The sequence below is a fragment of the Neisseria sp. P0006.S004 genome (assembly GCF_051963015.1).
Classification (GTDB): domain Bacteria; phylum Pseudomonadota; class Gammaproteobacteria; order Burkholderiales; family Neisseriaceae; genus Neisseria.
In genome coordinates this window covers 16,763-39,205 of record NZ_JBQCUS010000008.1, presented here as the reverse complement: position 1 = coordinate 39,205, position 22,443 = coordinate 16,763, and the positions used below count along the sequence as shown (strand labels likewise).

The 22,443-nt window shown below is 48.5% G+C and carries 26 protein-coding genes; 5 read left to right on the top strand and 21 right to left on the bottom strand.

What is annotated here, in order from left to right:
- Window positions 1–264: 264 nt before the first annotated feature.
- Window positions 265–552, top strand: coding sequence for a virulence factor (locus ACTHR2_RS09840; RefSeq protein WP_234395849.1), 288 nt, complete (start codon window positions 265–267; stop codon window positions 550–552).
- Between the two features lie 89 nt (window positions 553–641).
- Here the strand turns inward: ACTHR2_RS09840 and ACTHR2_RS09835 are convergent, their stop codons facing one another.
- Genes ACTHR2_RS09835 through ACTHR2_RS09810 form a run of 6 tightly spaced genes read right to left on the bottom strand, consistent with a single transcriptional unit; the run spans window position 642 to window position 4,409 of the window.
- Complete coding sequence (locus ACTHR2_RS09835) at window positions 642–1,196, bottom strand: recombinase family protein (protein WP_003701901.1); 555 nt, start codon at window positions 1,194–1,196, stop codon at window positions 642–644.
- Entirely contained in the window at window positions 1,193–1,504 is a 312-nt protein-coding gene (locus ACTHR2_RS09830) for a hypothetical protein (RefSeq protein WP_231592998.1), read from the bottom strand. Before ACTHR2_RS09830 ends, ACTHR2_RS09835 begins: the two co-directional genes overlap by 4 nt.
- Window positions 1,505–1,518: 14 nt before the next feature.
- Window positions 1,519–2,724, bottom strand: coding sequence for a KfrB domain-containing protein (locus ACTHR2_RS09825; protein ID WP_440375680.1), 1,206 nt, complete (start codon window positions 2,722–2,724; stop codon window positions 1,519–1,521).
- A gap of 6 nt (window positions 2,725–2,730) precedes the next feature.
- Window positions 2,731–2,916 carry a hypothetical protein gene (locus ACTHR2_RS09820; protein WP_003701907.1) on the bottom strand — a complete coding sequence of 62 codons (186 nt, stop codon included), beginning with the start codon at window positions 2,914–2,916 and terminating at the stop codon, window positions 2,731–2,733.
- A 33-nt stretch (window positions 2,917–2,949) separates the two neighbouring features.
- Window positions 2,950–4,158 carry a zeta toxin family protein gene (locus ACTHR2_RS09815; RefSeq protein ID WP_003701908.1) on the bottom strand — a complete coding sequence of 403 codons (1,209 nt, stop codon included), beginning with the start codon at window positions 4,156–4,158 and terminating at the stop codon, window positions 2,950–2,952.
- Entirely contained in the window at window positions 4,155–4,409 is a 255-nt protein-coding gene (locus tag ACTHR2_RS09810) for a hypothetical protein (RefSeq protein WP_013085578.1), read from the bottom strand. Before ACTHR2_RS09810 ends, ACTHR2_RS09815 begins: the two co-directional genes overlap by 4 nt.
- 482 nt (window positions 4,410–4,891) lie before the next feature.
- Here ACTHR2_RS09810 and ACTHR2_RS09805 point away from each other — a divergent pair, with 482 nt between their 5' ends.
- On the top strand, window positions 4,892–5,365 hold the full coding sequence (locus ACTHR2_RS09805; protein ID WP_206692149.1) for a hypothetical protein: 474 nt from the start codon (window positions 4,892–4,894) through the stop codon (window positions 5,363–5,365).
- A 151-nt stretch (window positions 5,366–5,516) separates the two neighbouring features.
- Here ACTHR2_RS09805 and ACTHR2_RS09800 read toward each other — a convergent pair whose 3' ends face one another.
- The 13 genes from ACTHR2_RS09800 to ACTHR2_RS09740 form a co-directional block, all read right to left on the bottom strand.
- A complete protein-coding gene (locus ACTHR2_RS09800) occupies window positions 5,517–6,413 on the bottom strand; it encodes a hypothetical protein (protein ID WP_003701917.1) in 897 nt (298 codons plus the stop codon).
- 3 nt (window positions 6,414–6,416) lie between these two features.
- Complete coding sequence (locus ACTHR2_RS09795) at window positions 6,417–6,758, bottom strand: hypothetical protein (RefSeq protein ID WP_013085576.1); 342 nt, start codon at window positions 6,756–6,758, stop codon at window positions 6,417–6,419.
- Window positions 6,759–6,771: 13 nt separating this feature from the next.
- Window positions 6,772–7,086 carry a hypothetical protein gene (locus ACTHR2_RS09790; RefSeq protein ID WP_082295984.1) on the bottom strand — a complete coding sequence of 105 codons (315 nt, stop codon included), beginning with the start codon at window positions 7,084–7,086 and terminating at the stop codon, window positions 6,772–6,774.
- Window positions 7,087–7,452: 366 nt separating this feature from the next.
- Window positions 7,453–7,812 carry a hypothetical protein gene (locus ACTHR2_RS09785; protein WP_033910162.1) on the bottom strand — a complete coding sequence of 120 codons (360 nt, stop codon included), beginning with the start codon at window positions 7,810–7,812 and terminating at the stop codon, window positions 7,453–7,455.
- On the bottom strand, window positions 7,809–8,369 hold the full coding sequence (locus ACTHR2_RS09780; RefSeq protein ID WP_050896458.1) for a YcbK family protein: 561 nt from the start codon (window positions 8,367–8,369) through the stop codon (window positions 7,809–7,811). The genes ACTHR2_RS09785 and ACTHR2_RS09780 overlap by 4 nt, the downstream gene beginning before the upstream one ends.
- Complete coding sequence (locus tag ACTHR2_RS09775; protein ID WP_101116766.1) at window positions 8,366–8,860, bottom strand: transcription elongation factor; 495 nt, start codon at window positions 8,858–8,860, stop codon at window positions 8,366–8,368. Before ACTHR2_RS09775 ends, ACTHR2_RS09780 begins: the two co-directional genes overlap by 4 nt.
- Before the next feature lie 8 nt (window positions 8,861–8,868).
- Complete coding sequence (locus tag ACTHR2_RS09770; protein ID WP_440375679.1) at window positions 8,869–11,868, bottom strand: DUF5710 domain-containing protein; 3,000 nt, start codon at window positions 11,866–11,868, stop codon at window positions 8,869–8,871.
- Window positions 11,869–11,870: 2 nt separating this feature from the next.
- Window positions 11,871–12,053 (bottom strand): hypothetical protein, encoded by a 183-nt coding sequence (locus ACTHR2_RS09765; protein WP_101122524.1) that lies wholly within the window; start codon window positions 12,051–12,053, stop codon window positions 11,871–11,873.
- Between the two features lie 3 nt (window positions 12,054–12,056).
- Entirely contained in the window at window positions 12,057–14,252 is a 2,196-nt protein-coding gene (locus tag ACTHR2_RS09760) for a DNA topoisomerase 3 (protein ID WP_127308521.1), read from the bottom strand.
- Window positions 14,253–14,254: 2 nt separating this feature from the next.
- Window positions 14,255–14,794, bottom strand: a complete 540-nt coding sequence (gene traF / locus ACTHR2_RS09755) for a conjugative transfer signal peptidase TraF (protein ID WP_440375678.1) — start codon at window positions 14,792–14,794, stop codon at window positions 14,255–14,257.
- Window positions 14,791–16,680, bottom strand: a complete 1,890-nt coding sequence (locus ACTHR2_RS09750; RefSeq protein WP_101122527.1) for a type IV secretory system conjugative DNA transfer family protein — start codon at window positions 16,678–16,680, stop codon at window positions 14,791–14,793. The genes traF and ACTHR2_RS09750 overlap by 4 nt, the downstream gene beginning before the upstream one ends.
- A 16-nt stretch (window positions 16,681–16,696) precedes the next feature.
- Window positions 16,697–19,090, bottom strand: a complete 2,394-nt coding sequence (gene traI / locus ACTHR2_RS09745; RefSeq protein ID WP_440375677.1) for a TraI/MobA(P) family conjugative relaxase — start codon at window positions 19,088–19,090, stop codon at window positions 16,697–16,699.
- Window positions 19,091–19,092: 2 nt separating this feature from the next.
- Window positions 19,093–19,470: a plasmid mobilization protein gene (locus ACTHR2_RS09740; protein ID WP_003701845.1), complete on the bottom strand. Its 378-nt coding sequence runs from the start codon at window positions 19,468–19,470 to the stop codon at window positions 19,093–19,095.
- A gap of 49 nt (window positions 19,471–19,519) precedes the next feature.
- Here ACTHR2_RS09740 and ACTHR2_RS09735 point away from each other — a divergent pair, with 49 nt between their 5' ends.
- The 3 genes from ACTHR2_RS09735 to ACTHR2_RS09725 are packed head-to-tail and all read left to right on the top strand — an operon-like array spanning window position 19,520 to window position 21,445.
- Window positions 19,520–20,230, top strand: coding sequence for a TraK family protein (locus ACTHR2_RS09735; protein WP_440375676.1), 711 nt, complete (start codon window positions 19,520–19,522; stop codon window positions 20,228–20,230).
- Window positions 20,230–20,955, top strand: a complete 726-nt coding sequence (locus tag ACTHR2_RS09730; protein WP_108700291.1) for a conjugal transfer protein TraL — start codon at window positions 20,230–20,232, stop codon at window positions 20,953–20,955. Before ACTHR2_RS09735 ends, ACTHR2_RS09730 begins: the two co-directional genes overlap by 1 nt.
- 7 nt (window positions 20,956–20,962) lie before the next feature.
- Window positions 20,963–21,445, top strand: coding sequence for a hypothetical protein (locus ACTHR2_RS09725; protein ID WP_127308516.1), 483 nt, complete (start codon window positions 20,963–20,965; stop codon window positions 21,443–21,445).
- Between the two features lie 55 nt (window positions 21,446–21,500).
- Here the strand turns inward: ACTHR2_RS09725 and ACTHR2_RS09720 are convergent, their stop codons facing one another.
- Together ACTHR2_RS09720 and ACTHR2_RS09715 are read right to left on the bottom strand one after the other, a co-directional pair.
- Window positions 21,501–22,037: an IncP plasmid survival protein KfrC family protein gene (locus ACTHR2_RS09720; protein ID WP_108700293.1), complete on the bottom strand. Its 537-nt coding sequence runs from the start codon at window positions 22,035–22,037 to the stop codon at window positions 21,501–21,503.
- Window positions 22,038–22,072: 35 nt separating this feature from the next.
- On the bottom strand, window positions 22,073–22,429 hold the full coding sequence (locus ACTHR2_RS09715) for a KfrB domain-containing protein (protein WP_108700294.1): 357 nt from the start codon (window positions 22,427–22,429) through the stop codon (window positions 22,073–22,075).
- Between the last annotated feature and the right edge of the window lie 14 nt (window positions 22,430–22,443).

Sequence of the window (22,443 nt, the reverse complement as noted above, 5' to 3'; positions counted from 1 at the left end):
CCAAAACTAACAGTAAAGGCCGTCTGAAAAAGAGTTTCAGACGGCCTTTTATCAGATGTGCGATGGTTACGAATACAATGCTTGCGAATGGAGCGGTTGGCAATCTTCAAAAGAAAAAGCCTTGTTAGAGGCTATCCGCAGGGCGGCTATTCAGAATACCCCGGAATACCGGTAAGCGGATTGTTGGATGATTAACTGATTTCCCCCTTGACATGGATGGTAAATTCATGTTTATATCAATTCAATTATTTAGGAGGTATGGAAATGTCTTACGCAATTGCATTTGATTTGGATACGACCGTTTTACAAGAACTTTACCCTAATAAACGTAGCTGGCAAAATGCTTACGGCGATGTAAAAAAAACCTTGGTCGGATTAGGTTTTAACCATCAACAAGGCAGCGTATATTTTGGAGGCTCTGAGGTTACAGCCGTTAGCTGTGTTTTGGCCGCCCAAAAACTGAGCCAGACCTACGCATGGTTTAAGCCGGCCGTTTCGGATATTCGTATGTTGCGGATTGAGGAAATGAACGATTTGCAGCCCGCTTTATAAAGCGATAGGTATCTTAAGAAAAGGGCAGCGCGGTATCCCCGCCCTGCCCTTTTCCTTTCCTTCCGGCGTTGCCGGGTAAAAGTACCAAACTACTTTGCCTTGCAAGCCCGTTTGACCGTACTTTCGCTAACATTGAAATGTGCGGCCGTCCGGGAAATACTGGTTTGTTCAGACTGCCGCCATCGGCGGATTTCTTCGGGATCGACTTTCACTTTCCGCCCCAGTTTTTTCCCTTCTTCCCTAGCATTGCGGATACCGGCCATTTGACGCTCTTTGATGTAACTGCGTTCCAACTCCGCAAATGCGCTGACAATAGCCAGCATCGCCGTGCCTAACGGACTGGCCAAATCGAAGTTTTCCCGGAGCGAGGTTACGGCCACGCCCTTTTTCTGCAAAAACTGCACCGTCTCCAAAACATCGATGGTATTTCTGCCCAAGCGGTCAATAGCCACTACGACTACGGTATCCCCTTGGCGTACAAATTCAGCCATCTTACGGAACTCAGGCCGATTCAGGGCTTTTACTGCACCCGAAGCGGCCTGATCTTCATACCACCGTTCGATTTGGTATTTGTCTTGGATAACCTGTCTTTGTGCGGCCACATTCTGCTCTTTGGTCGATACCCTCAAATAGCCGATAATCATAATTCCTCAAACTGATTAAAAACTCTTGCGCCCAAGTGTGAAAGACAGCCATTCAAAAACGGAGACAACCGTACCTTATAAGCCGGAAAATCGGTAACAAACTTCCTCAGTTTTTCATCAACCATCCTTTGAATAAACAGATTGCCTGTCGCTGCCTCGATGTTGTGCAAAATGTCGGCCAAATCTCCGATTATCGTCAAATTATCCAGCGCAGCCGCATAACTCTCAGGCCGATACCCACGCCGGGAATAAGACAGTTCCCTGATAATCAGCGAAATTTCCATGATCAACCGCATTTTTTCTTTCATTTCCGTATCCCTGCTTATCTGCTGATGGATTTTTTGGCGGAATACTCCAAAGACTTGACAATCAATTTGCCCTTATTGCTTCCGATAGAAACGTTCTGCCCTATCTCAACCAATTTGGCCAGTCTTTCTTCGTTATGTGTTGCATTGTGCCTGACAAGCCCGTTTTTGGTTTTTTGAAATACCGCAGCGGCATCCTTGTAAATGATTTCTCCGGAATAAGTTTGACCAGTCTCTGCTTTTTTAGCTTGACCTAGTAAATAGATACCGGCTTTCATGCCTGTTACAGGAATTTGTTCCCCCTTAGACCACAACTCGTTTGCTGACCTTGTTTCTAGGGTAACACCCTTGGAGTTAGTAACTACCCTTTGCTTGGAATACTCTTTTTTGGCAAAAATACTTTCAAGATCCATACTGCCCTTGGCCTGATTGAAACATTCCCGGCTGATTTTCCCTGAATCGAAATCACCTTGGATTTTCTCAGCCAACCTGCCCAATATTTGTTCTTGCGACCCCAAGGAAAGCATTTTAATGACATCATCGAATTTATCGATAAATTCACTGTTCCTGTCTTGGTTGATGCCGACTATTTTTACCGCATCGCCAAACTTATCCCTGATTTGACTGAGCCCGTTAGGAAGATTAGCCTGAATATCGGCCATGATGCCTATACTAGCTCCCCTACCATATTCGTTAAACCGTTTGTAAGTATTGTCGGAAGCTCTCTCAGCCCTCATGCTGACGGCCACAATAATAACTTCGAGGCCACGATCCAAACATTGCTCAATCTTGCGAAAAGCAGACTGCGGCCGCGCAAGCTGTCCTTCAAAAAGCAGCTTGGTGGTATCCTGCATCATCATGTTCTTTACTGTCGAAGTTTTTCCCGAACCCGGAATTCCCGTAACGAAAATAACTTCTTTCTTCTGTGGCTCGTCGCGTTTCAGCACCTCGTCAAACTGGGTAGAAGATAAAACTGCTGCTGAATTGTGGATAGCATTATTAACCGTTGCCCTGTCTTCTTTGTTTTCAAAAGCTGGAAACAACTCTTTAAACGTATCAGCACAAACATATCTACCGCCTTCTGTATCTGCATGTTGGCTATATAAAGACAATATCTCGTCTGTTTGTTCGGTCGCAAAACGGATGGCCTCATCCTGAACGGAAGACAAATATTCGTTATTGCCAAAATCTCTCAAATTAATATCGCTAGACAGTTTTACCATAGCGGATTATTGCTCCTTATTTGCCGCCCACAACACTCTCAACTTAGCTAGAAGCTCCGGAGATGGGCCGGCATACAAGCGTTTTTCCACTTCTTTGCGGAAGGCTTCGTCTGTCATCATCCTGCGGTTTTTTTCGCAAGCCTCTTTTATCATTCTGATAGCATTACTTTCTTGGGGCTCAACTTTATTCATAATAAAATCCTAATCTTAATTTTATATTACTCATCATCGCTTCATCGTTTTCTTTAATGAGGCATCTGCCGGTTTAACGGACAATTCATTTCCTTCCCGCTTAATAGAAACCTTCTGACCAATTTCCACCTGTTCGGACAAACTAGAAAACTTTCCTTCCGCCATACCCTGAACCGCCTTATGGCGTATCAGACCTTGGTCAGTCTTCTGGAAAACCGATGCCTCGTCTTTATGGACAATCTCTCCGCTGTATTCCCTGCCGGATTTAGCCGGTTTCGCCGTGCCAAGCATGTGAATACCGGCTTTCATCCCCTTGGCTTCAGCCTTCTCAATATCCTGCCATGTGTCGCCTGATTTGCGTTGCAGTGTTGCCCCTTCTGAATTAGCCACCACCCTTTCCTGACGGTAAATCTCTTCCACACGCTGATAAATTGCTTCACTATGCTGTTTGACCATGCCGAGATAATTAGGTATTGGATCGATACTGCGGCTTTCTGCCTGAAGCTGTATCTCGTCCCATGCTTTTACAACCTGTTTCAACCGTTTAGGGGTTATTTCCTGATAAGCCGATAGTGCATCTTTTGCCGTTTCATGCTGGTTTTGTCGCCGATTCAAACTGTCATAAAGGATGTCTCCTGCGCGGTTGGTAACACGAACCCTGTCAAAACTTGATTCACATTGAGACAACGTATCCTTGAATCCAGCCATTGCCTCGTTATGGTACGACTCTTCAACAAATCTAGGCTGTGAAACACCTTTGGCATGTTGTTCCTCATAACGCTTAAAAATCCCGGCTACACTCTCTTCAGAAGCAGTGGCTACCGCCAGCATTTCTACCCCGTACCCTTCTGATTTTCTATCACGGATAAATTGGCTGATACTTGCAGCATTTCTAAATGTCCCCTCCTCCACAATATTCCGCCGGTTTTCTTTTGCACTATTCCGAACACTAATGGCCAAAGCACCGGCATCTTTCTGAGTTTGTTCAGACGAATACACCACCCCCTCCGGCGCAGGAATCAGTGCACGCATAATATCTGCATCCACATGGATATATCCGCCTTCTTGGCGTAACTCGCTTTTAGCTAAAGAAGCTGCCTTACTCTTACCCGCTCCGGGTTGTGCCCCAACTAGAACAATTTTGGGTTGCTCCACACTTTGCGTTCTAGATAAACGTGGCTTCATGAAACCATTCAGAATTCTTGCCTTACCTTCGGCACTTAAAGGGGTGTACTCAATCATTTTACACGTCCAACTGTTTGGTCATCCGGATTGAAAATACGCGCGATAATATCTGTGTCCTCCGGAGAGAGACTGTCACGCAACATATCGATAGCCTCAAGCCTTGCTGTACAGTATTCGATAAACGCTTGGTTTGGTTTATCCTTTACAAACTCGGACTCTCTTGCCTGAATTAATGGGCGCATCGAATCTCCCAACAACTCCAAAGCCACTTCATAATTGATACCAGGAATAGTTTCTTGCATTTGCATCTTGGCTTCCTCCAAAAGTTATCCACAAATTTTGTTAGTAAGCTGCCCATATCGCCAGCCTGCCACATATAATAAATTGAATCTTCGTCATCAAACCGTTTTTGCCTGCTTTTTAAGCAACATGGTTCAAAACCTATGTTTGAATAATAAGCCAGTTCAAAATAAATAACAACGTTTTTGACCTATACTTCCAGACCTTAACGAAACATGGTTCATAAAGTACACTTTTTGCACCCACTTATCTAGGTTACTCACCTCTTACTCAAGATTTGGCCATTGCCCACCATACCCCATAATGGCTTTAATTGACTCCTGTCAAGCCCAAAGACTCTCTTTCATGTTTATAATTATAGGATAATTTATCCTACTTGTCAAATAAATTTTAGCCGCTAAATTTTTACTCTCGCTTATTTATTCATTATAATAAATTAATTGTTATTCTGCTTAACTGTAAAAATTAACTGTGAGTGATTGGAGACACCATGCCACATGAGCAAATGATTGATGCTTTTTCAGCAATCATTCAAAACTCCTTAAGCCTATATGAAGAGCAAACTCCGCTATACTACTACCTGACTATCTGCGGTTCTTGGGTTCTGACTGCACTCGGCATCCTCTCCTTGGCGTCCGTATTCTTTACCATCAAGCAGAAAAAACCATACCGTTTTATCGTCCCGATTCTGTTTTTATGGCTGGGATATGAAAGCATCCACATGCCGCGCCCGAATCTTGCTGTATTCTACGGATACAACTTGGCGCAGCTTTCCTATCCGGCAAACGAAAATCCCAACTCGTTCCTACATCTCGCAGACGGCTCAAATCCGATTTGCTGCTTCATAGGCGAAGACGAGTATTTGCAAGCCAAACGGTTAGGTTTCAAAGAGTATGCCGATGCAAAAGCAAAGGCTTTGGTTGATTTGGTTGAAATGGAGAAAAAATCCAAACAATCTGATTGAATCTTAAATTCAATAATAACGCGGTAGGGGGCTGGTCAAGCGAAGGTTCAGGCTCTGACTGAAATTTCGCTTGGACAGGGGGTGTGGGGCGGAGCGCAGCGAAGGGCTACCGCGTGGCGGCCGAAGCCGCCCGACAAACTCCAGTTTGTCGCTATTCCGTTTTCAGTGCGTAAATACCTTTCCCCACTCTCAGAAAAAACCGCTCGTCCTGTAATACCTGCCTGACTTTGGCCTGCCAGTTCCTGTTTTCTGCCCGCGCAGCGGCATACGGTTCCATTTCGCCATAAATTTCCGTCAAGCCCATATTCCTCCCGTCTGCCGCCTGCAATACCCGTCTTACGGCGGCTTTCCATGTAACGGCCGTTACCGCCTCAACCCTATTCATCGCTTTAGCCAAAAAGTACAAGGCCGTCTGAATCTCTTTTTTAAAGACCAGCAGTTTCTCATGGGCAATCCGTACCAGCTTTCCGCCATATTGGCGGCTGTCGCTGACGCAGTTGTGCTGGATTTTGATAATCTCATCCACCAGCCGCCCCGCCGCCATCCGTTCAACCATGCTGCTCAAATTATAGTAACGGCCGTCCTTCCTCATGTTGCCCATTAGAATCCCATAATGCCCGCCCTGTTCGGTCGCATCATGGATGTTCATCATGGCCAGCAGCATAGCCTCTTGAAACTGTTCCAAGTCCATTTGGCTCAAATCCCACGGATTGGCTGCATCACCCCATTGGTTGCCACTGTATCGAATCATGTTCCAATAAGGCGGATGCCACCAAATTAAATTGGCCTGTTCTCCTAAAAATGCCGCAAAATCCTGAGTCAGCAGGTTATATCCCTGATGCAAATCCGTTCCTTTAAAACGAATGCCCATTTCCTCCGCAACATCCGAACTGGTACCGCTGCCGATGCTCGGGTCGGCAAACAGTCCTTCCGGAGCAAGATAGCTTTCCACAAAGTCGCGGATGATATGCCCCGTGCAATTTCCGCGATAACCGCTTTTACCGTAATTTCCGCGCTGCGGATAAGAACAAACAGAATGCGTAAACATGGTTCATTCCTCCTTTAAATCGTCTTCATTTTCGCGATAATGGCAACCTAATACTGCATCCAAATCCCGCATGGTTTCCACCGGCTCGTCATTGACATAAAAGTGTGTATCCAGCGCATTGATTAAAAAACCCGTCCGCAAGAACGGCCACCGGTTGCGGATGGTATCCTGCAAACGCTCCAGCAAATGATGCTGCCGAAGGTTTCCAAAATGCGGAACGGTTTCATATGTCCGTGCCGTTTCCCAAATGTCCTGCTCGAAGTTGATAAACGAGTCGCCGCCGAGTTGGCGCAGCAGATTCATCCAACCATCGAAACTGTCGGACACATCATCCCAATAAAGCATAATTTTCTCCTTATCACTCAATCCCTGCATCGGCCAAAATCAAAGCCAAGATGCCGCTGCGCCGTGCTTTGGCAGTTTTCAGTTTCAGACACTGCAAATCATCGCAAACAATCTGATACCCGCGCGTCTCCAGTTCGGCCGCTTCTGACACTTGCAGGCTGTAATACTGCCCGCCATCGAACGTGTATCGGCAAAGCAGTGTAGGGGCATTTCGTCCGTCCCACATAACGTTAATCGGACTGAATCCCATCAACTCCCCATTGCTCCAAATATTCTGCTCGACAAATACATTCGGATGCCCAGTTAATCTGTTGGTATAGCTTGCCATCTCTGTCTCCCGTACTTTCCTTGGTGTTAAACGGTTTTTGAACTGAACCAGCATCGGCGTTTCCGCCCCGCTGTGATGACGTTAAAAGACAAACTGCTTTGAGATACAAGGCTGCCGCAGGCACCGCAGGCTCGGCCTTGTATCTCAAAGCAGTTTGTCTTAGGAATCACGCAACAGCGGGGCGGGAATGCCGGTTGCGTCGAACGGCCAAAAGCCGTTTGACACCAAGGAAAACCTTCTGCCGGCCGCAGCCGGCTCATTGCCCCTCACGGGGAAGGGGTGGGGTTCGGAGAGGCGGTGCCGCAGCACGGCCGATACTTAAACCAAGAGCGGTTTGATGCCTTAGCATGAAACCGCTCTTTCCGTTCAATCCTGCTGACTCTTGATTAGCCTGAAACTCCCAGCACCTTCAAGATAACCGTTTATAGTCTTGCGAATGGTAACATATTCCGTCCCCATCATTCCGGATCCGCCCTTAGTCCAAAAAAACGGCTCCCTCGGCAAAAAAGGAATATATTCCTCCTCTTGAGGCTCGCCCATGCCAAGACTGATCTCGGGCTGATTCCCATCCGTCTCATAATGCAGCTTTTCGTCCCCTTTGAAAAAATCGGCGACGACCGCTTCCGCCTCTTCAAGAGATTGGCTGATAAATAAAGCCGAACTACCAAAGCCGATCTCACCTGTCTCTACAAGGTAGAAAGTTCGATTTTCAGCGGACAGACTCATTTTCTCCACTCCCGATAAACGCCTATGTCGTTATGGATAAAGGTTGGATAGATACCGATCCCACCTACCCTGAACCTTCTTGCCAAAGCGGCAAGCTCGGAAAGGGACGCTCTTTCGATATGAAAGTCCCCCGCATTGCCGGACAAATGTTGGGAGTTTTTGGCCGCCCCCTCTAACGAGTCGTTATGTCGGCGCGTGCGGAATCCGCTATGCAAAACCAACTCCGGATTCGGTCTGCCCAAATCACGCAAATACTGCTGCTGGGCAAACAGCAGATTGATCAAATTGATGTTGATGGCGTGCATCTGATGGTTGTCCACCACATCCCGCATCATCCAACACAGAGCCTTATAGCCCTCTTGGATATACTGGCCGTCGGCAAAGAATTTGATGTTTTTCCGTTCCCGGGAAGCAGGCCGGTAAATGGACAATACCCGGCTTCGTTTCCAAAACCGGCTGTCATCCGCCAAAACGATTTCCGGCAACAGTAAAAGGCCGCCTGATGAAGCAAGCGCGGCCGCTTTGGCCGACAGCTTTAAAAAATCCCGACGATTCAACGCTCCCTCCCTTTCACGTTACCGCTGACCATAAAAGCATACCGGCCGTATTCGTTACCTCCCTCATTCGCCGTTTCTCCGGCCGCAAGGGATCCCAAAACCTGCTCTAATCCCATTTCGACCGCAGGTATAAAATCTTCATCTGTCGCCGTAATGGTAATGCTGAGCGTCTTGGTATCGGCATGCGTACCTACCCGATGATTCAGTCCGTACTGCTTCTGAAATGCCTTGACGGCGGCCTGTTCGGACTGATTCCGTTCGGCCGACACGCCCATTTTTTCCTCTTCGTGCCGCTGCAACATTTCCAAATAATCGTCAAACGCCAAGGGCTGGTTCTGGCTGGTTTTCCGGTAATCGACGGCGATATTTTGCAGCGTCTGCCGCAGGCGGCCGTCAAAGGCCATGCCGAAAACCCGCCAGAACCATCCTTCCCTGGCCTGTTTGTGATAAGTCAGAAAAAAAGCCACTCTGTATAATTTGTCCTTATCCATAACACCCCCTATCGGCTGCCGCGCGATGCGGTTTTCCGGGTTGTTGCCCGCTGCTGCCGCTTGGTCTGTTCGACAGGCCGATCCTGAGACGCTTCTTCCTGCAAACCGCGTGTTTTCAGGGTTTGCAATTCGTTTGCCGGTCGGGCATGTATCGCTTCGTTGATTTGCTTGGCCAAACCTTCGCGGCCGAACTTGGATTTCTGAGCCAAATCGTTGAAATCGGTAAATGCCTTATGCTCCGACGACTGCTCTCCCGGTGCAAACACCGGAAACACTGCACGGCAGTTAAGGATTTTTGCCGCCTCCAACGCTTTTTCTTTGCCGGGATTGTTGCCCTGCTTGGCTTCGACAGCCAAATCATCGTCTCCGGCGACCAAAAACTGAGCCTGAGGGTATTTCGCAGACAAGACTTTGGCCACCAAAGGCAGGTTGCCGGAATTGAACGCGGCCACACTGGCCACCGTATCGTCGGTTGCTTCTTTAATCGAGGCGGCCGTAGCATAGCCTTCCGATAAAATAATGGTTTTGGCCTTAGCCAGATCCTGTTGGCCGACAACGTGCATACAACCCTCCTGCTCGCTGTCTTTGGCAAAACGTTTGGTACCGTCCGCCTGAATGTATTGCATGGAGCGTAACTCCCCGGCTGCGTTGTACACGGGAATGAAAGTTTTCTGCCCCTCGCGGTCGGTAAAGATACCCGGCTGCGGCTTGATACCCTTGGCATTCAGATAAGGCGTGCCTGTTTGAACGGGCAGGTAGCTTTCCATATAGTATTTGATACGGCCGACAGCAGCTTCCTGAGCCTGTTTTTTCTGCTCGCTCCGCATTTGCAGCTTCTGAGCGGCCTCGGCGGCCAGCTTGGCTTTTTCCTCCGGAGACAGGCTGTATCCCTTTGCCTTCCACTTAACCTCCGCTCCCGTCCGGTTGTTTTTGATGTAGCCTGCCGGGTGGCCGTCCAAATGACCAACATAAAAGCCGCTGCGCTCGCCTTTTTTGTCGCCGACGGTTTCGATTCGGTGTTTTTGTCCGTCCATAAACGGATGCCCATTAGCCACCACACACCCCATTTCGCGCAACTTGTCGGCAAACTCTTCCACCGGCGACATCGCGGGCATGCTTTGAGTCTGTTGCTTTTCCGGCAACCATTTTGACGCGGCCGGTAAATTGGCGTTACTGCTTTCCATAAACCAAGATTTGTTGGCTTTGTCCCATTTGGCACCAAGGGCTTTAGCCTCTTCTTTTTCTTCATACGGAACGGCAAGATAAACACGGGATGCGTTTTCTTCTGCCGGTGCTTCTTCTGTTTTGGCAGCCTGATACTCTTGCTGTATGGCTGCGACCTGACGCTCAACTGCTTCTTCCTGAGGAGTATCGTCCGGCACGGCCTCTTCTGCCAACGCTTCCTGCTTCGGCTGCATCCACCGTGCAAACAGTGCGGTATTCACGCCTTCGGGGATATACCAAGACTTCTGATCCTTATCCCATTTCGCGCCCAATGCCCGCGCTTCGTTTTTTTCACGAAACGGCACATCAATTAGCGTTTTCGCTATGGCCGGAGTATTGTCCGTTACCGTTTTTGCTTGGTTGGTGGCACTGTCCAGCCATTTTCTGAAAGGCTCTTGATTGACCCCGGGAGGGATGTACCACGATTTCTCCTCCTTATCCCATTTCGCGCCCAGCATTTTTGCCTGTTCCCTGTCGGCATAAGGAATTTGAACGTAAACGCGCTCATCGGAAACCACGCGGACGCTTTCCTTGTCCTGCTCCGGCAGAAACTGGCGGATCTGTTCTTCAACCGTACGATAAGAGGACTGCTCGATGGCTTCGTCCAAAGCCTCTTTGGCCGCATTCAGATTTTCCATAAATGACTCTCCATTCTCCGGTTTTTGATGCCGCTGCCAAAAAGCGTTCTGAAACGTGGCATCATCCATCTCCGAAATAACCAGACTGAAACGCTTCAAGCCCTCGTGCATTTTCTCTTCAGCCATGAAGTTGATGATCGCCGCCACATCATTTTTATCAACCGCATTGATAAGGTTCTTTTCTTCCGCCAAGCTGGCTTCATCAATATTCTGTCTATCAGAAATACTCACTGCCGCCTCGTTCTGCTGTTCGATTTCCCGCACCTGATCAAAGGCCATGACATAGCCTTGGATTTTTTCGGCGTCAGAAGCTGCACGCATGATTTCCATCGGATCGTCCTGCAATGCTGTAATCCAGCTTGCTACATAACTGGCATGCTGGTCTGGATTGAATGACACACCCAGTTCCTGACTCAGCATCAATGAAGCGATTTCGGCACGCAATTCCTCCCGCGCGTAGCCCTCGCTGCCGAACGGATGGGAAAGATCACGGTTCAAGCGGTCTGTATGCCCCGTCCAATGCCCTAATTCGTGCAGGGCTGTTTCATAGTAGGCACCCGGGCTTGCAAACTGTTCACGCAGCGGCAGGGTAATACTGTCCCTACTTGGAGAGTAAAACGCCCTATCGCCGTGCTGATGGTTGATGACCGCACCTGAATTTTTCAGGATTTTTTCTGCCCGTTCATCCGGGTTCCAACTCAGCGGCCGCGGCTCCAACGGCGGCAAACCGTCTATTTGTTCGCCGTTAAACACTACCGCATGAAAAACTTTCGGCCGCTCCAAACGAACCGTTTCTTTTTCCGGTTTACCGTCCTTGCCGATAATTTCCTGTCCCTTTGCATCGGTTTTGGTAACTTCCTCGGTAAACTGCCAATATTCGACAACCGTACCCTTCTCGCCACGGCGCACCTGCGCCCCTATGGATGATGCCTGCTTATAGGTCATCCAGCGCGGATCCTTTCTGCCTTGTGCCTGCAACCACAGATTGTTAATGCCGCGATAACGGCGTCCGGTAATGGCATTGTGCGGCATAAAATCCGGCAACCCACCGCCGTCCCAAGGTTTCTGCCACGGCGCGGTTCCCTGCCGCAACTGCTCGATCAGTTTTTCCGCGACCTGTTCGTAAAACGGTTTTTTCTTCTGCATCCCTACGCTCCTTCCACCACTTCGCGGGAAAGGTCTGCCACGGAATCCCGCGCGGTTTCCGCATCCATTGCGGTCTCCTCAAACGCTCCCAAGGCTTCTGCCTCTGCCGGATCAAAATCCACTTCCATTCCCGGGATATTCAAATCCGCCACTTTTTCTGCGATCACTTCGATGTCGATACTCATACCTTATCCTTTCGTATGCTTGGAATAGTCCGGCTTACCGCCAGCATCGGGGTAATATTGCTTGCACTCAGGGTAATTGCTGCATCCCCAAAAATGCGTTCCTTTCTGTTTTCCCGGCCGTCTGACCAAGGGATGAGTGCAGGCCATGCACTTGAATTTTGACGACGGATCGGCTTTTTTTGGTGCCAGAACCGGCCGACCGGCCTTGTCGGAAAAAGAAGCCTTGCATCCATCCTTATAGCCGGTACAACCCCAAAAAAATCCTTTCGATCCGCGCATCCGCCTTAAAGGTTTGCCACATTCGGGACACGGGTACTTCTTGACATTGAGACTGATGCCTTCCCGCCCTACCCGCTCCACCTCGCCGGATATGTACTCCATCAGACTGTTCACAAAACGTTGCGCGTCCAAACCACCTTGGACAATATGCTGTTGCTGCTCGTGCCATAAGGCTGTCATATCGGGGAACTTCGCCTGATCGGGCAGCGCGTCATAAAGCTGTTGGCCGATTTCGGAACTGACAATGTTTTTGCCTTTTTCCAGCAGAAAACCCTTATCCAGCAGATTACGCAGAATTTCGTCCCGAGTGGCCGGGGTGCCGATTCCGCCGTGCTCTCCTTCCTTTCCCTTGTCTTTCTCAATCAGCAGTTCGCGCAATTTCGGATTCTGCACATACTTGGCTACCCGTGTTAAATCGTTCAGCAGCGTATCCATCGTGTATAACGGGCGCGGTTTGGTTTCAAACTGCGTCTCTTCTGCTGTCAAACACCGGCCGCTGTTTCCCGGTTTGAGCATCTGCAAATCAACACTCAAATCCTCGGGATCTGTCGCAGTTTCCGCATTGCCTTGATCGTTCTTGTATAGAGCCATCCAACCGGGCTTTACGGTTACATTGCTGCGGCAGACAAATTTCTTACCTGCAATTTCTGCTTCAATGTCGGTTTGGTTATATTCGTGATCCGGCCAAAATTGGGCGATATAGGCGCGGGCAATCAGCAGATAGACCCGCTTTTCGTCTTCAGTCAGATCGTCCATATCGGCCGTTTTGACGGTAGGAATAATGGCATGGTGCGCCGAAACTTTATCCGGATTGAAAGCCCTGCTTTTGATTTTCGTGTCGGCCGATGCAATGGCATTTTTAAAGACTGATGCGGTTTTTCCGACAGCATCCAGCACGTCTGCCGCATCATCGAAATGCTCGTCATTGAGATACTGGCAGTCGCTGCGGTGGTAGGTAATCAAGCGGTGTTTGTCTTTCAATGACTGTCCGATGTCTTTTACCTGATCGGGTTTCAAACCGAATTTGCGCGAACAATCCGCCTGTAATTTGAGCAGATTGTATGGTAGCGGCGGACTTTGCCGCTTGGCAGAAGTTTTAGCCGCTAAAATTTTTACCGGCTGACCACTGGCTGCTTCGGCTATCTGCCGTGCAAACAGCGGATCGGACAAACGTCCCTTATCGTCTATCGGATCTTGATCCTTGTTTGGAACGTAACGGGCAGTAAACCGGACACCATCCACATCCAAATCGGCATACACATGGTAATAATGGGTTTTGACATGGGACTGGTTTTCCCGATCGCGCCGCACCACCAAACCCAAAATCGGAGTCTGCACCCTGCCGACAGACAACACTCCTTGATAACCCTGTTCCGCAGCCTTCAGCGTATAGGCTCGGGTCATGTTGTATCCGTATAACTGGTCTGCCACCGACCGCGCTTCCGCCGATTGGGACAATCCCCTGAATTTGGCGTTGTCTTCTATTGCCGATAACGCTCTCTTTACAGATCGTTCGTTATTGTCGTTAATCAGTACCCGTTTAACCGGTTTGGCACAATTCAAAAACTCCAACAGTTCGTCAACCAACAACTGTCCTTCGTCATCGGGATCTCCGGCATGAACAATCTCGGTACATTCCGCCAGCAAATCACGAATAACCCCGATCTGTTCTTTTTTGTCGGCCAAGGGTTTTTTACGCCAAGGGATATGCGCGATTGGCAAATCCTCAAACTTCCAGTTGCCGTATTTGCTGTCGTAATCTTCCGGATCGCACAAGGCAAGCATATGCCCGTAACACCAAGTGATATTGTCGCCGTTGCCGCAACGGAAATATCCGTTGCGCCTTTCAATATCGACACCCAAGGCGGCGGCAATGGCTCTGGCCACTTCGGGTTTTTCTGCAATATAAAGTCGGGACATCTTTACTCCTCTATCCATATTGGTTTTACAACATCTCGGATATGCTCTCTCCGGACTATGCCGTAATAACGTGCATCAAACGAATTGGCCACCGCATTACCGACTAAAATGTACTCATCGTCTTTCAGACGGCCTTCCCCTTTAAATACCGGCAAAGGCTGCCCTACCCCATCCTGCAATAAAGGCCGGGTACCACCAAGCAACCGCCCGTTAATCAACAGTCCTTCATCGGTAAACCGGTAATTGTCGCCGGGAATACCGGCAACAAACTTCATCAGTCCGGAATAGTTTTTCGGGCAAAATCCTGATCTGATATATCCGCGCCTTCTTGCCATTCTGAAAACCTCGGTATCAGGCGGGCAGAATGTAATGTAGCTTCCACGCCGTATTGATTCGTCGGATATACGGTAAACCCCCTTGGCCACACTGCGGGTATCGTTGATACGGAAACCTGCTGCATAGAATAATCCGTAACCTGCCGCCAGCAATACGGCTGTCAGACATACGGCGAGCATGGCGCGGTTAAACAGTTTTGTCTTCATAAGGTGTCAAATGCACTGGGCGTATTGGCAGTTTTTTTCTGAGTCCTGTCAGTATGGCGCGGCGGTGGAACTTTAGAGCGTGCCTCAAATACCGGATCCTTGAAATACAGGGTCTGCCGTCCGTAAATCGCCGGATACCCGGCAACATAAATAACCATATCGCCCGCCTGCGTAATTAACCCACTCGCATCCTTGACTGGCCCGGGCATACGCATACATTCGTCGGCGGTCAGCAGCGGCCGCTGAACTTCCTGAGTAGTTCGGGAAACCTGCCCCAACATCGCACTTACCCGCTTGCCGCTGGTTGTGATCTGTTCTTTGACAACCGTTGTGATGCCGGTCAGCTTGGACAGGTGTTCCGCCGTCTCGATTCGGTTAGGCGGATAAGCGTTCTGCACATGGCAGTTGGACGTAATGGTTTCATCCGGGCCATACCCCGTTTCCCGGCTTTTCAGTTGGTTCAAGTCTTGGCAGATTAGATAGCATTTGATGCCGTAACCGGCGATAAACGCCAAGGATTCCTGCATGATTTCCAATTTACCCAAACTCGGAAATTCGTCCAGCATGGCCAGCATCTTGTGCTTGTAGTGGACTTTGGGTCTTCCGTTTTCAAAATCCATCTTGTCGGCCGACAGGCGGATAATCATATTGATCAGAATCCGAACCAAAGGCCGCAACCGTGCCTTGTCGTTGGGCTGGGTAATGATGTACAAGCTGACCGGATCTTCGTCGTTCATCAGATCCTTAATTTTGAAATCGGAATGGCTGACATTGGCGGCAACCACATTGTCGCGGTAGAGCGCAAGGAAGGATTTGGCTGTAGAAAGTACCGATCCCGCCTCCTCCTCCGGCCTGTCCAGCATATCCTGCCCGGCAGAAGAGATGACCGGTAGAGGACGGCCGTCTGCATGGGGATACGTCGCCATTTCCACCCATAAATCGCCTACCGGTTTCTCCGGATCAGACAGCATGCGGTCAACGCTTGGTAAGGTGGCAACCCCGCCATCATCCCTAGCTTTGTAAAGCGCATGCAGAATGACGCCGGTCAGCAAAGCGAAAGCTGTTTTGTCCCAGTGGCTGTTCAGCCCCTTGCCGTCCGGATCGACAATCATTGTGGCCAAATTCTGAACATCGCCTATCTCATACTCCGTCCCCACCCTGATCTCATCCAAAGGATTCCATGCCGCACTGCCTTGTGCGGAAGCCGGTTCAAAACGGATTACCTTGTTATGCGCGTATTTTTTCCTCCATCCCGCCGTCAATGCCCATAACTCGCCTTTCAGATCAGTAATGAACGTACTGTGCGGCCATGACAGCAAAGTCGGCAATACCAAACCCAAACCCTTTCCGGAGCGGGTTGGAGCATAAGTAAGAACGTGTTCGGGCCCGGAGTGGCGCAGATAATGCAAGGTACCGCTCTTATCGACCCAACCGCCGACATATACGCCGTCGCTGTCTTCGCCTTTTTTAGTCAACAGACCGGCCGCCTCAATATCTTTCCTATCTGCCCACCTCGCCGACCCGTGCAGCGATTCATGAGCCTTATTGGTATTCTTGCGCACAATATTCCATACCAGCATCCCTATCATGCCGATGGCCACCACCATCAGCATAATGCTGAACGCCATCATAAACTGCTGCTCGTACCGCCCGTGCCATTTGCCGTACCAAATCAGGATGCTCCACGGCATATAAAACTTGCCGATGCCGTAGCCTAACTGAGAGTGGTATTGGAACTGATGGGCAAAATACTGCGTTGCCGCCCCCATACCGGCCAGCAATACCAATACTAAACAGATAAAGTTTACCAAACGGCCGCTTCCTGTCCTCTGGACTTGGTTTTGATGACCGACTGCATTGTTGCGTTTGTTCTTACTACGAAACATGTTTGTCCTTTGAAAATTAACGATGCCTTCCCTTAACGGTTCTGACCTGACCTGTTGGAGTAACTTTCACTTCGCTGCCCAATTTCACGCTTGAAAGGCGTCTAGACATATAGGGCGTAACGTTCATAACCAAAATCTCCTCAGTCTCTTTTGGCTGGAATAAAGCCAGTGCTTGCCCGTCTATGTTACGGATACCCCTGAACAACATCACACCGGAATCATTTGGATTATACTTCCTATGATTCAATATATCGAATTGTTTGTCAATTTTCTCCTGCCGTTCGGCAATATATTTGTCGATAGGTGCCAATGAAGGGATAAGCCTCTCGTTTTCTTGTGCAGGCTCAGGATTTTTCGGAATCTCTGCTGACACGGCAGATGAAATTTTGATTTCAGCCAAACCTTCCATCCCCCGCAAACTGCCTCGCCTGAATCCCGGCGGTTTTTTTCCCGGCTTGGCCACCAAACCGACTACCGCCTGCATCTCCCTGATCTCAGCTATTCCTCCTGTCCGATGTACTGTCCGTCGCACAGCCTGATGGTTTGCGGTTCCTTGCTGCTCCAAGTGACTAGGAACATCACGCGGCAATAGCACTTGAGTTCGTCCTTGGATGCGAACCATACCGCGTTCGGGCATTCCTCGCAGACTGTCGCTTCCTGCGGAAGCAGACTGCCCTCTTCCTGCTCCAATGCTTCCAGAGTCGGAGAGCTTCGGGATTGGGTATCCTGATATTCCTGCATGGAAGCCTCGATTTCGGCTTGCGTCATACCCATGCCATCGATAGCGTCTAGGCTTTCCTCCTGCATATCCCGCGCCTCCTCGTTGCTGCCCTGCCCGCCCATCTGCGCGGCCAGTTCCATCAGCTTGTCTGTATCGATCGGTACGTTCCCTGACATATTCGTATTCCTTCACATACTGTTGATAAAGATGGTTCAGACGGCCGTCTGTAAACGACACATCCAAACCCTTTGCGGCGGCAATTCTGGCCACCTTATCCTGAAAATGCCGCGTTCCGCCGATAGTCAGGACTTTTCCGTATCGCCCTATTGCGATTTCCAACGCCCTTGATACCGCCTTATCGTCAGGAATCGCGGCCAGTTTGAGCACACTGCCCGTATCACGGATGGTCATGCCGTCCTCGGCATAAATAACCGTCCCCTTTTTCGTTACCGCATCAACCTTGATCCCGGCAAATCCGTCACTCTCTTTGCCGACAAAGCGGTTGCCCTTGTAACCCGCATCCTTCCCCCTCCTTCTCAATGCATCCAACGCCCGGACATCGCCTTCGGCAGCACGGTGTTTCAGCCAGTCTGCCCATGCAAAACCCTTGTTCTGCTCAAAAAAAACCGCACGTCGGCGGGCATAATCGGTTCTTACCGATCTGATTTCATCCTTCATTTGCCTAAACAGCATCCGATACAGAATGCGCCTTGCAATACCACTGCTGCTATGCCTAATCAGGCTACGGCGAAAAGCGTATTTTTCTTTTATGCGGCCGATCTCCATATCCCGGTTTTGTGCCAAATGCAGGAAAAAATCCTGCCGCCTGCTTTTCTGAAGCTCTTTTTCCTCCTTGTATTGCCGAAACAAGTCGTCCACGTCGGCTTTGCTCAACGGTTTCTCACGGTACGTTTTGGATGGTTTCGCCTTTACGCCTGTTTTCTGATCAAATGCACCCAGCCTTTTTTCCAACGCCGACTTGGAAAACTCCCTATCTACCGAACTTGCCTTGACATGATGCTCGCCGTCGCTGATAACAAAACCGTTACCCCTCAGCTTGATTTCCAATCCGTGATCGCTCAGTACATGGTGCAGTTGTTCCCATGTCTTAGCCTCTTTAATCTGCTCACTGCACTCCCTTCTGATCCATCCTATCAGGCTCTCGATACCCGCCACTTCCTCCATATCGATTTTTTTATTGCCGCGCCCGCCGCGCTGCACCTTCTGCAAACCGTACTCTTCTTCAAACCTCCTGCACTCCCGCCCTAAAATTTTGAAGTCGTTATACGGTTCGTGGATAGTCTTTTTTTCCGGGTGTACTTTGTTAATCGCTACATGAAAATGCAGATTGTCGGTATCTCTGTGAACAACAGAGATCCGCTGATGTTCGGCATACCCCAAAGCCTCAATCATGCTCTGCTCGATACGGCTCAACTGTTCGTCCGTCAAAAATTCCCCGCCCGCAAGGGATACCATCAGATGATAGGTTTTATCCGCCGCGCTGCGTTTATTCTGATCCTGAACCGCCAAAGTCTCCTGAACCGCCCACCGCAAATCCGATGATTCATAGTTATGAATCTCCACCTTTCCCACTCGGTTTGCGACGCCTTGAGAACCGGCCAGATAGGTAACTAAGCCTTCAAAACTGCTCAGTTTGGCTTTACGCATCGGAATTTTTTTTGCAATCATGTTCAGCCTATTTTTTTAGCCGCTAAAATTCTGCGGCTCCGCACAATCTCCAACATACTCTCCTGCATTTCTCCAATTTGCTCCAACACTCCGAAGATCGCCTTAGCCAACTGATCGTGGTCGAACATCATCAGCCGCTCGTCGTTGGCCAACCACATCTTGATCAAGCCGCCCAATCGGCCTTGGTCGGCATTAATTTTGGCCAAGGCTTTAACCGCTTCACCGTCATAAACAGACGCAGGCTTGTATCCCAAGCCAAGTAATTTCAAATAAGCCGATTGGCTCAATCCGACAGATTTAGCCAAACTCTCTATGGTTTTCCATTCTTCTTCCGAAACGTAAACGCTGATGTATTTTGGCCGTTTTCGTGCGCCTGCCATTCTTGGAGTCCTTAATTTGTGCCGCAAGGCACACAACAGCCAACGGTAGTTGGCCAGCCTCGCAGAGCAAGATAATCCGTTGAGCCTACCGGCGAATAAGGATTGTGATGTACATGTACATCACATATCTTGCCCCAATTCTGGGGTTCAATACGCCAAGGATTATACGCCAAATAATTCAATATATCGAACATATTTTAATGACAAGCCGCCTAAAAATGCTTTATTACAAACAAAAAATGATTTACTATATCGAATTATTGTTTTTAAAACGATTTTGCTTGGCAGTTTTGGCAAGGCTTTGTCAAAAAATTGGCAAAGCCCTATCGAAATGATCCAAATGGGAAAAATAGAAAAACTGGTTTTGACCGAACTTGCCGCCATGCAGAAAAAAGGCTCATCAGCCGGGAACAAGGCAAGGTTCTTGGCCATGCAAGAAGACATTAAGATACTGCTGGTGGACAGGAATATCCCCGTTATCAGTGTTTGGCGGATTTTGTCGGAAAAAAAATATGTCCCATACTCGTATGAGACATTTAACCGCTACTGCAAGATGTATATTTTTAAGTCAGACAATACAACCGATGGCCAAGCGTCTGCACTCCAATCCATCCCGGAAAAACCTGCGTCCGGCCACACGGACAAAGAGTTGCACCCAAGCGCATCCACCAATTCGGAACCCATTATCGCCGGGGGCGATTCCACATCTGCCTCTGGCTTTGTTTTCAACAACGACCCTAACGAAAAGGATTTACTCTAATGGCCGTTATCCATATCAGCCTCCAAGCAAAAGGAGGTGTCGGTAAAAGTTTCTTGGCACTGATGCTATCCATGTTCTACCGTCATATTCAAAAACCGGTAAAAATTTTTGATACGGATCCCGCTAACGCAACCCTGTTTGGTTTTCCCGCACTAGAGGCGGAAAAATTCGAGATCATGAAAAAGGATGACATCGATAAACGCTTATTCGACCAGCTTTTTACACAAATTCTGTCTGCAACCGATGATGTCATTATCGATGTCGGCGCCAACGCATTTATCCCGCTTTGCTCGTATATTATTTCCAATCAACTGATTGACATGCTGACACAGCAAGGCCATCAGGTAATGATCCATACTTCCATTGTCGGCGGCCAAAATCTGAGGCATACGGTAAACGGGTTTGACGCGTTATGCTCACAATTTCCTGAATCAACCGGTTTCGTCATTTGGCTCAATCCGTTTTGGGGAGAAGTCGAATTTGAGGGAAAACCGTTTGAAAAATTGAAAGTCTATGAAAAACACAAATCCCGGATACGTTCCATTATCAAAATTCCGGAATGGGATGCTTCCATGCATGGCCGCGACCTTGCTGCCATGCTGGAAAAACAAAAAACATTTGATGAAGCCTTAACATCCGAGGACTTCAGTATTTTTGAACGGCAACGCTTGAACATCATCAGGAACGAGATGTTCCAAACGATAAAAACCGCCCAAATTATCTGAGCGCATCATGGATGAAAAAGTAAAAGCCATATTGGCAGCAATAGTCGAAAAGAACGGCATCGCCTTATCTCCCAAAGACCCGATTATGGTTGTATTCACTGCCTTAGAATATATGCTCTCCGAACAGCACGCCGAGCAAAAGGCTCTAACCGTCTTATTCAAAGCGCAGGTAGAAGAGGCCACGGGAAACTGGATACAGTCCGTTCACCAACAGACTGAGGAACTTGTCAGCCAGCAACTCGATACGACCAAAGAACAGGCAAGGGAAATGTCCAAATTACTGCTTCATGAGGCAGACCGGTTGCTTGAGCAGAGAATTACAGATGCCGTAAAAGATTTTGAAGGTAAGCTATATGGAATCAATGATAATGCTCTGAATGCAATCGAATCAAAGATGAAGGAAACCCGAAACACAGCTATCCTCAATTTAATCTCATCCCTAATTGTTTTGCTTGCAGTCATTATCTTGGCGTTCAAATTTACCTTTTAACAAAAAACCCGGCAATGCCGGGTTTTTTGTATCCATTCTTTACACCAAGAGAAAATCAACGTACCATTTTTTGACTCAGGGACAGGGTTAATCCAGTTTCCCGTTTCTGTTGTTCTTTTTCTTTGCGCTGTTTTTCATGCAGATTGTGAACCCTGACAGCCGTTTGAACATCATCAAATTTTTTTGCCAAATCCGGTTCCTCCAACCTTAACTTCCTAGCGGCCAACTCCTGTATTTTCGGAACACCCAGAGCCATTCCGTCACGAATCTCGCGGACATCTTCCAGCCTGTCATGCAGACGGTTCAGCCTTGATTGTGCCACTGCAATGTTTGCACTCCACGTCTGTTTTTTGGACGGCATGCTCAACATTCCCGGCCGTGCGTTTTGCAATGCCTGTAACTTGGCCATTTGTCCGGAAATCAGTTGCTCCAATTTTTCTTCTATGCGCTCAACCTGTTCTGTCTTTTCCAAGACATAAGTATTCAACACACCGGCGAAGGTTTCCTCAATAACCTGCCTGCTTTCAAACAGTTCTTCTTGTTCGGTTTCAGCCGCAACAGCTTTAGCTACAAGCCCTTTGTCTTCATTCATGGCGTTATCCTAAAATTTTAGCGGCTAAAATTTATTTAGCGCGTTAAAGTTTTCTTTTCTATCATACCCGCCTTTTCTACCATTGCCGCACCTTCTTTGACACTGATTGACACCGTCTCTCCGATTGACGGAGCGGAAGAAAATAGAGAGGATGGGTATTTGACTATAGACTGCCGTGTTTTCTGATAAACATGACTGTCATCTTGAAAAACGATTTGTCCTTCATATTTGACAGAATCCTGAGGAGATTTTGCTGTGTGCAGCAAATAAATTCCCGGCTTCATGTTGGCAGGAGCGGGTTTAACCGCCTGCGTAATCCATTTGCCGTCTATTTCTTTCTCGAACAAATGCTGTTTGTTCAATACCAGCACTCTTTGTTTTTCTGCTTCCATTCTGCTAAAAATTC

Coding starts and splice junctions, on each gene's coding strand:
- traI (WP_440375677.1), bottom strand. CDS start 19,090: ATGATTGCAAAAAAAATTCCGATGCGTAAAGCCAAACTGAGCAGTTTT.
- ACTHR2_RS09825 (WP_440375680.1), bottom strand. CDS start 2,724: ATGGTAAAACTGTCTAGCGATATTAATTTGAGAGATTTTGGCAATAAC.
- ACTHR2_RS09820 (WP_003701907.1), bottom strand. CDS start 2,916: ATGAATAAAGTTGAGCCCCAAGAAAGTAATGCTATCAGAATGATAAAA.
- traF (WP_440375678.1), bottom strand. CDS start 14,794: ATGAAGACAAAACTGTTTAACCGCGCCATGCTCGCCGTATGTCTGACA.
- ACTHR2_RS09810 (WP_013085578.1), bottom strand. CDS start 4,409: ATGCAAATGCAAGAAACTATTCCTGGTATCAATTATGAAGTGGCTTTG.
- ACTHR2_RS09760 (WP_127308521.1), bottom strand. CDS start 14,252: ATGTCCCGACTTTATATTGCAGAAAAACCCGAAGTGGCCAGAGCCATT.
- ACTHR2_RS09830 (WP_231592998.1), bottom strand. CDS start 1,504: ATGAAAGAAAAAATGCGGTTGATCATGGAAATTTCGCTGATTATCAGG.
- ACTHR2_RS09740 (WP_003701845.1), bottom strand. CDS start 19,470: ATGGCAGGCGCACGAAAACGGCCAAAATACATCAGCGTTTACGTTTCG.
- ACTHR2_RS09750 (WP_101122527.1), bottom strand. CDS start 16,680: ATGTTTCGTAGTAAGAACAAACGCAACAATGCAGTCGGTCATCAAAAC.
- ACTHR2_RS09795 (WP_013085576.1), bottom strand. CDS start 6,758: ATGCTTTATTGGGATGATGTGTCCGACAGTTTCGATGGTTGGATGAAT.
- ACTHR2_RS09815 (WP_003701908.1), bottom strand. CDS start 4,158: ATGATTGAGTACACCCCTTTAAGTGCCGAAGGTAAGGCAAGAATTCTG.
- ACTHR2_RS09715 (WP_108700294.1), bottom strand. CDS start 22,429: ATGGAAGCAGAAAAACAAAGAGTGCTGGTATTGAACAAACAGCATTTG.
- ACTHR2_RS09835 (WP_003701901.1), bottom strand. CDS start 1,196: ATGATTATCGGCTATTTGAGGGTATCGACCAAAGAGCAGAATGTGGCC.
- ACTHR2_RS09790 (WP_082295984.1), bottom strand. CDS start 7,086: ATGGCAAGCTATACCAACAGATTAACTGGGCATCCGAATGTATTTGTC.
- ACTHR2_RS09730 (WP_108700291.1), top strand. CDS start 20,230: ATGGCCGTTATCCATATCAGCCTCCAAGCAAAAGGAGGTGTCGGTAAA.
- ACTHR2_RS09805 (WP_206692149.1), top strand. CDS start 4,892: ATGCCACATGAGCAAATGATTGATGCTTTTTCAGCAATCATTCAAAAC.
- ACTHR2_RS09800 (WP_003701917.1), bottom strand. CDS start 6,413: ATGTTTACGCATTCTGTTTGTTCTTATCCGCAGCGCGGAAATTACGGT.
- ACTHR2_RS09785 (WP_033910162.1), bottom strand. CDS start 7,812: ATGAGTCTGTCCGCTGAAAATCGAACTTTCTACCTTGTAGAGACAGGT.
- ACTHR2_RS09725 (WP_127308516.1), top strand. CDS start 20,963: ATGGATGAAAAAGTAAAAGCCATATTGGCAGCAATAGTCGAAAAGAAC.
- ACTHR2_RS09720 (WP_108700293.1), bottom strand. CDS start 22,037: ATGAATGAAGACAAAGGGCTTGTAGCTAAAGCTGTTGCGGCTGAAACC.
- ACTHR2_RS09775 (WP_101116766.1), bottom strand. CDS start 8,860: ATGGATAAGGACAAATTATACAGAGTGGCTTTTTTTCTGACTTATCAC.
- ACTHR2_RS09840 (WP_234395849.1), top strand. CDS start 265: ATGTCTTACGCAATTGCATTTGATTTGGATACGACCGTTTTACAAGAA.
- ACTHR2_RS09765 (WP_101122524.1), bottom strand. CDS start 12,053: ATGAGTATCGACATCGAAGTGATCGCAGAAAAAGTGGCGGATTTGAAT.
- ACTHR2_RS09770 (WP_440375679.1), bottom strand. CDS start 11,868: ATGCAGAAGAAAAAACCGTTTTACGAACAGGTCGCGGAAAAACTGATC.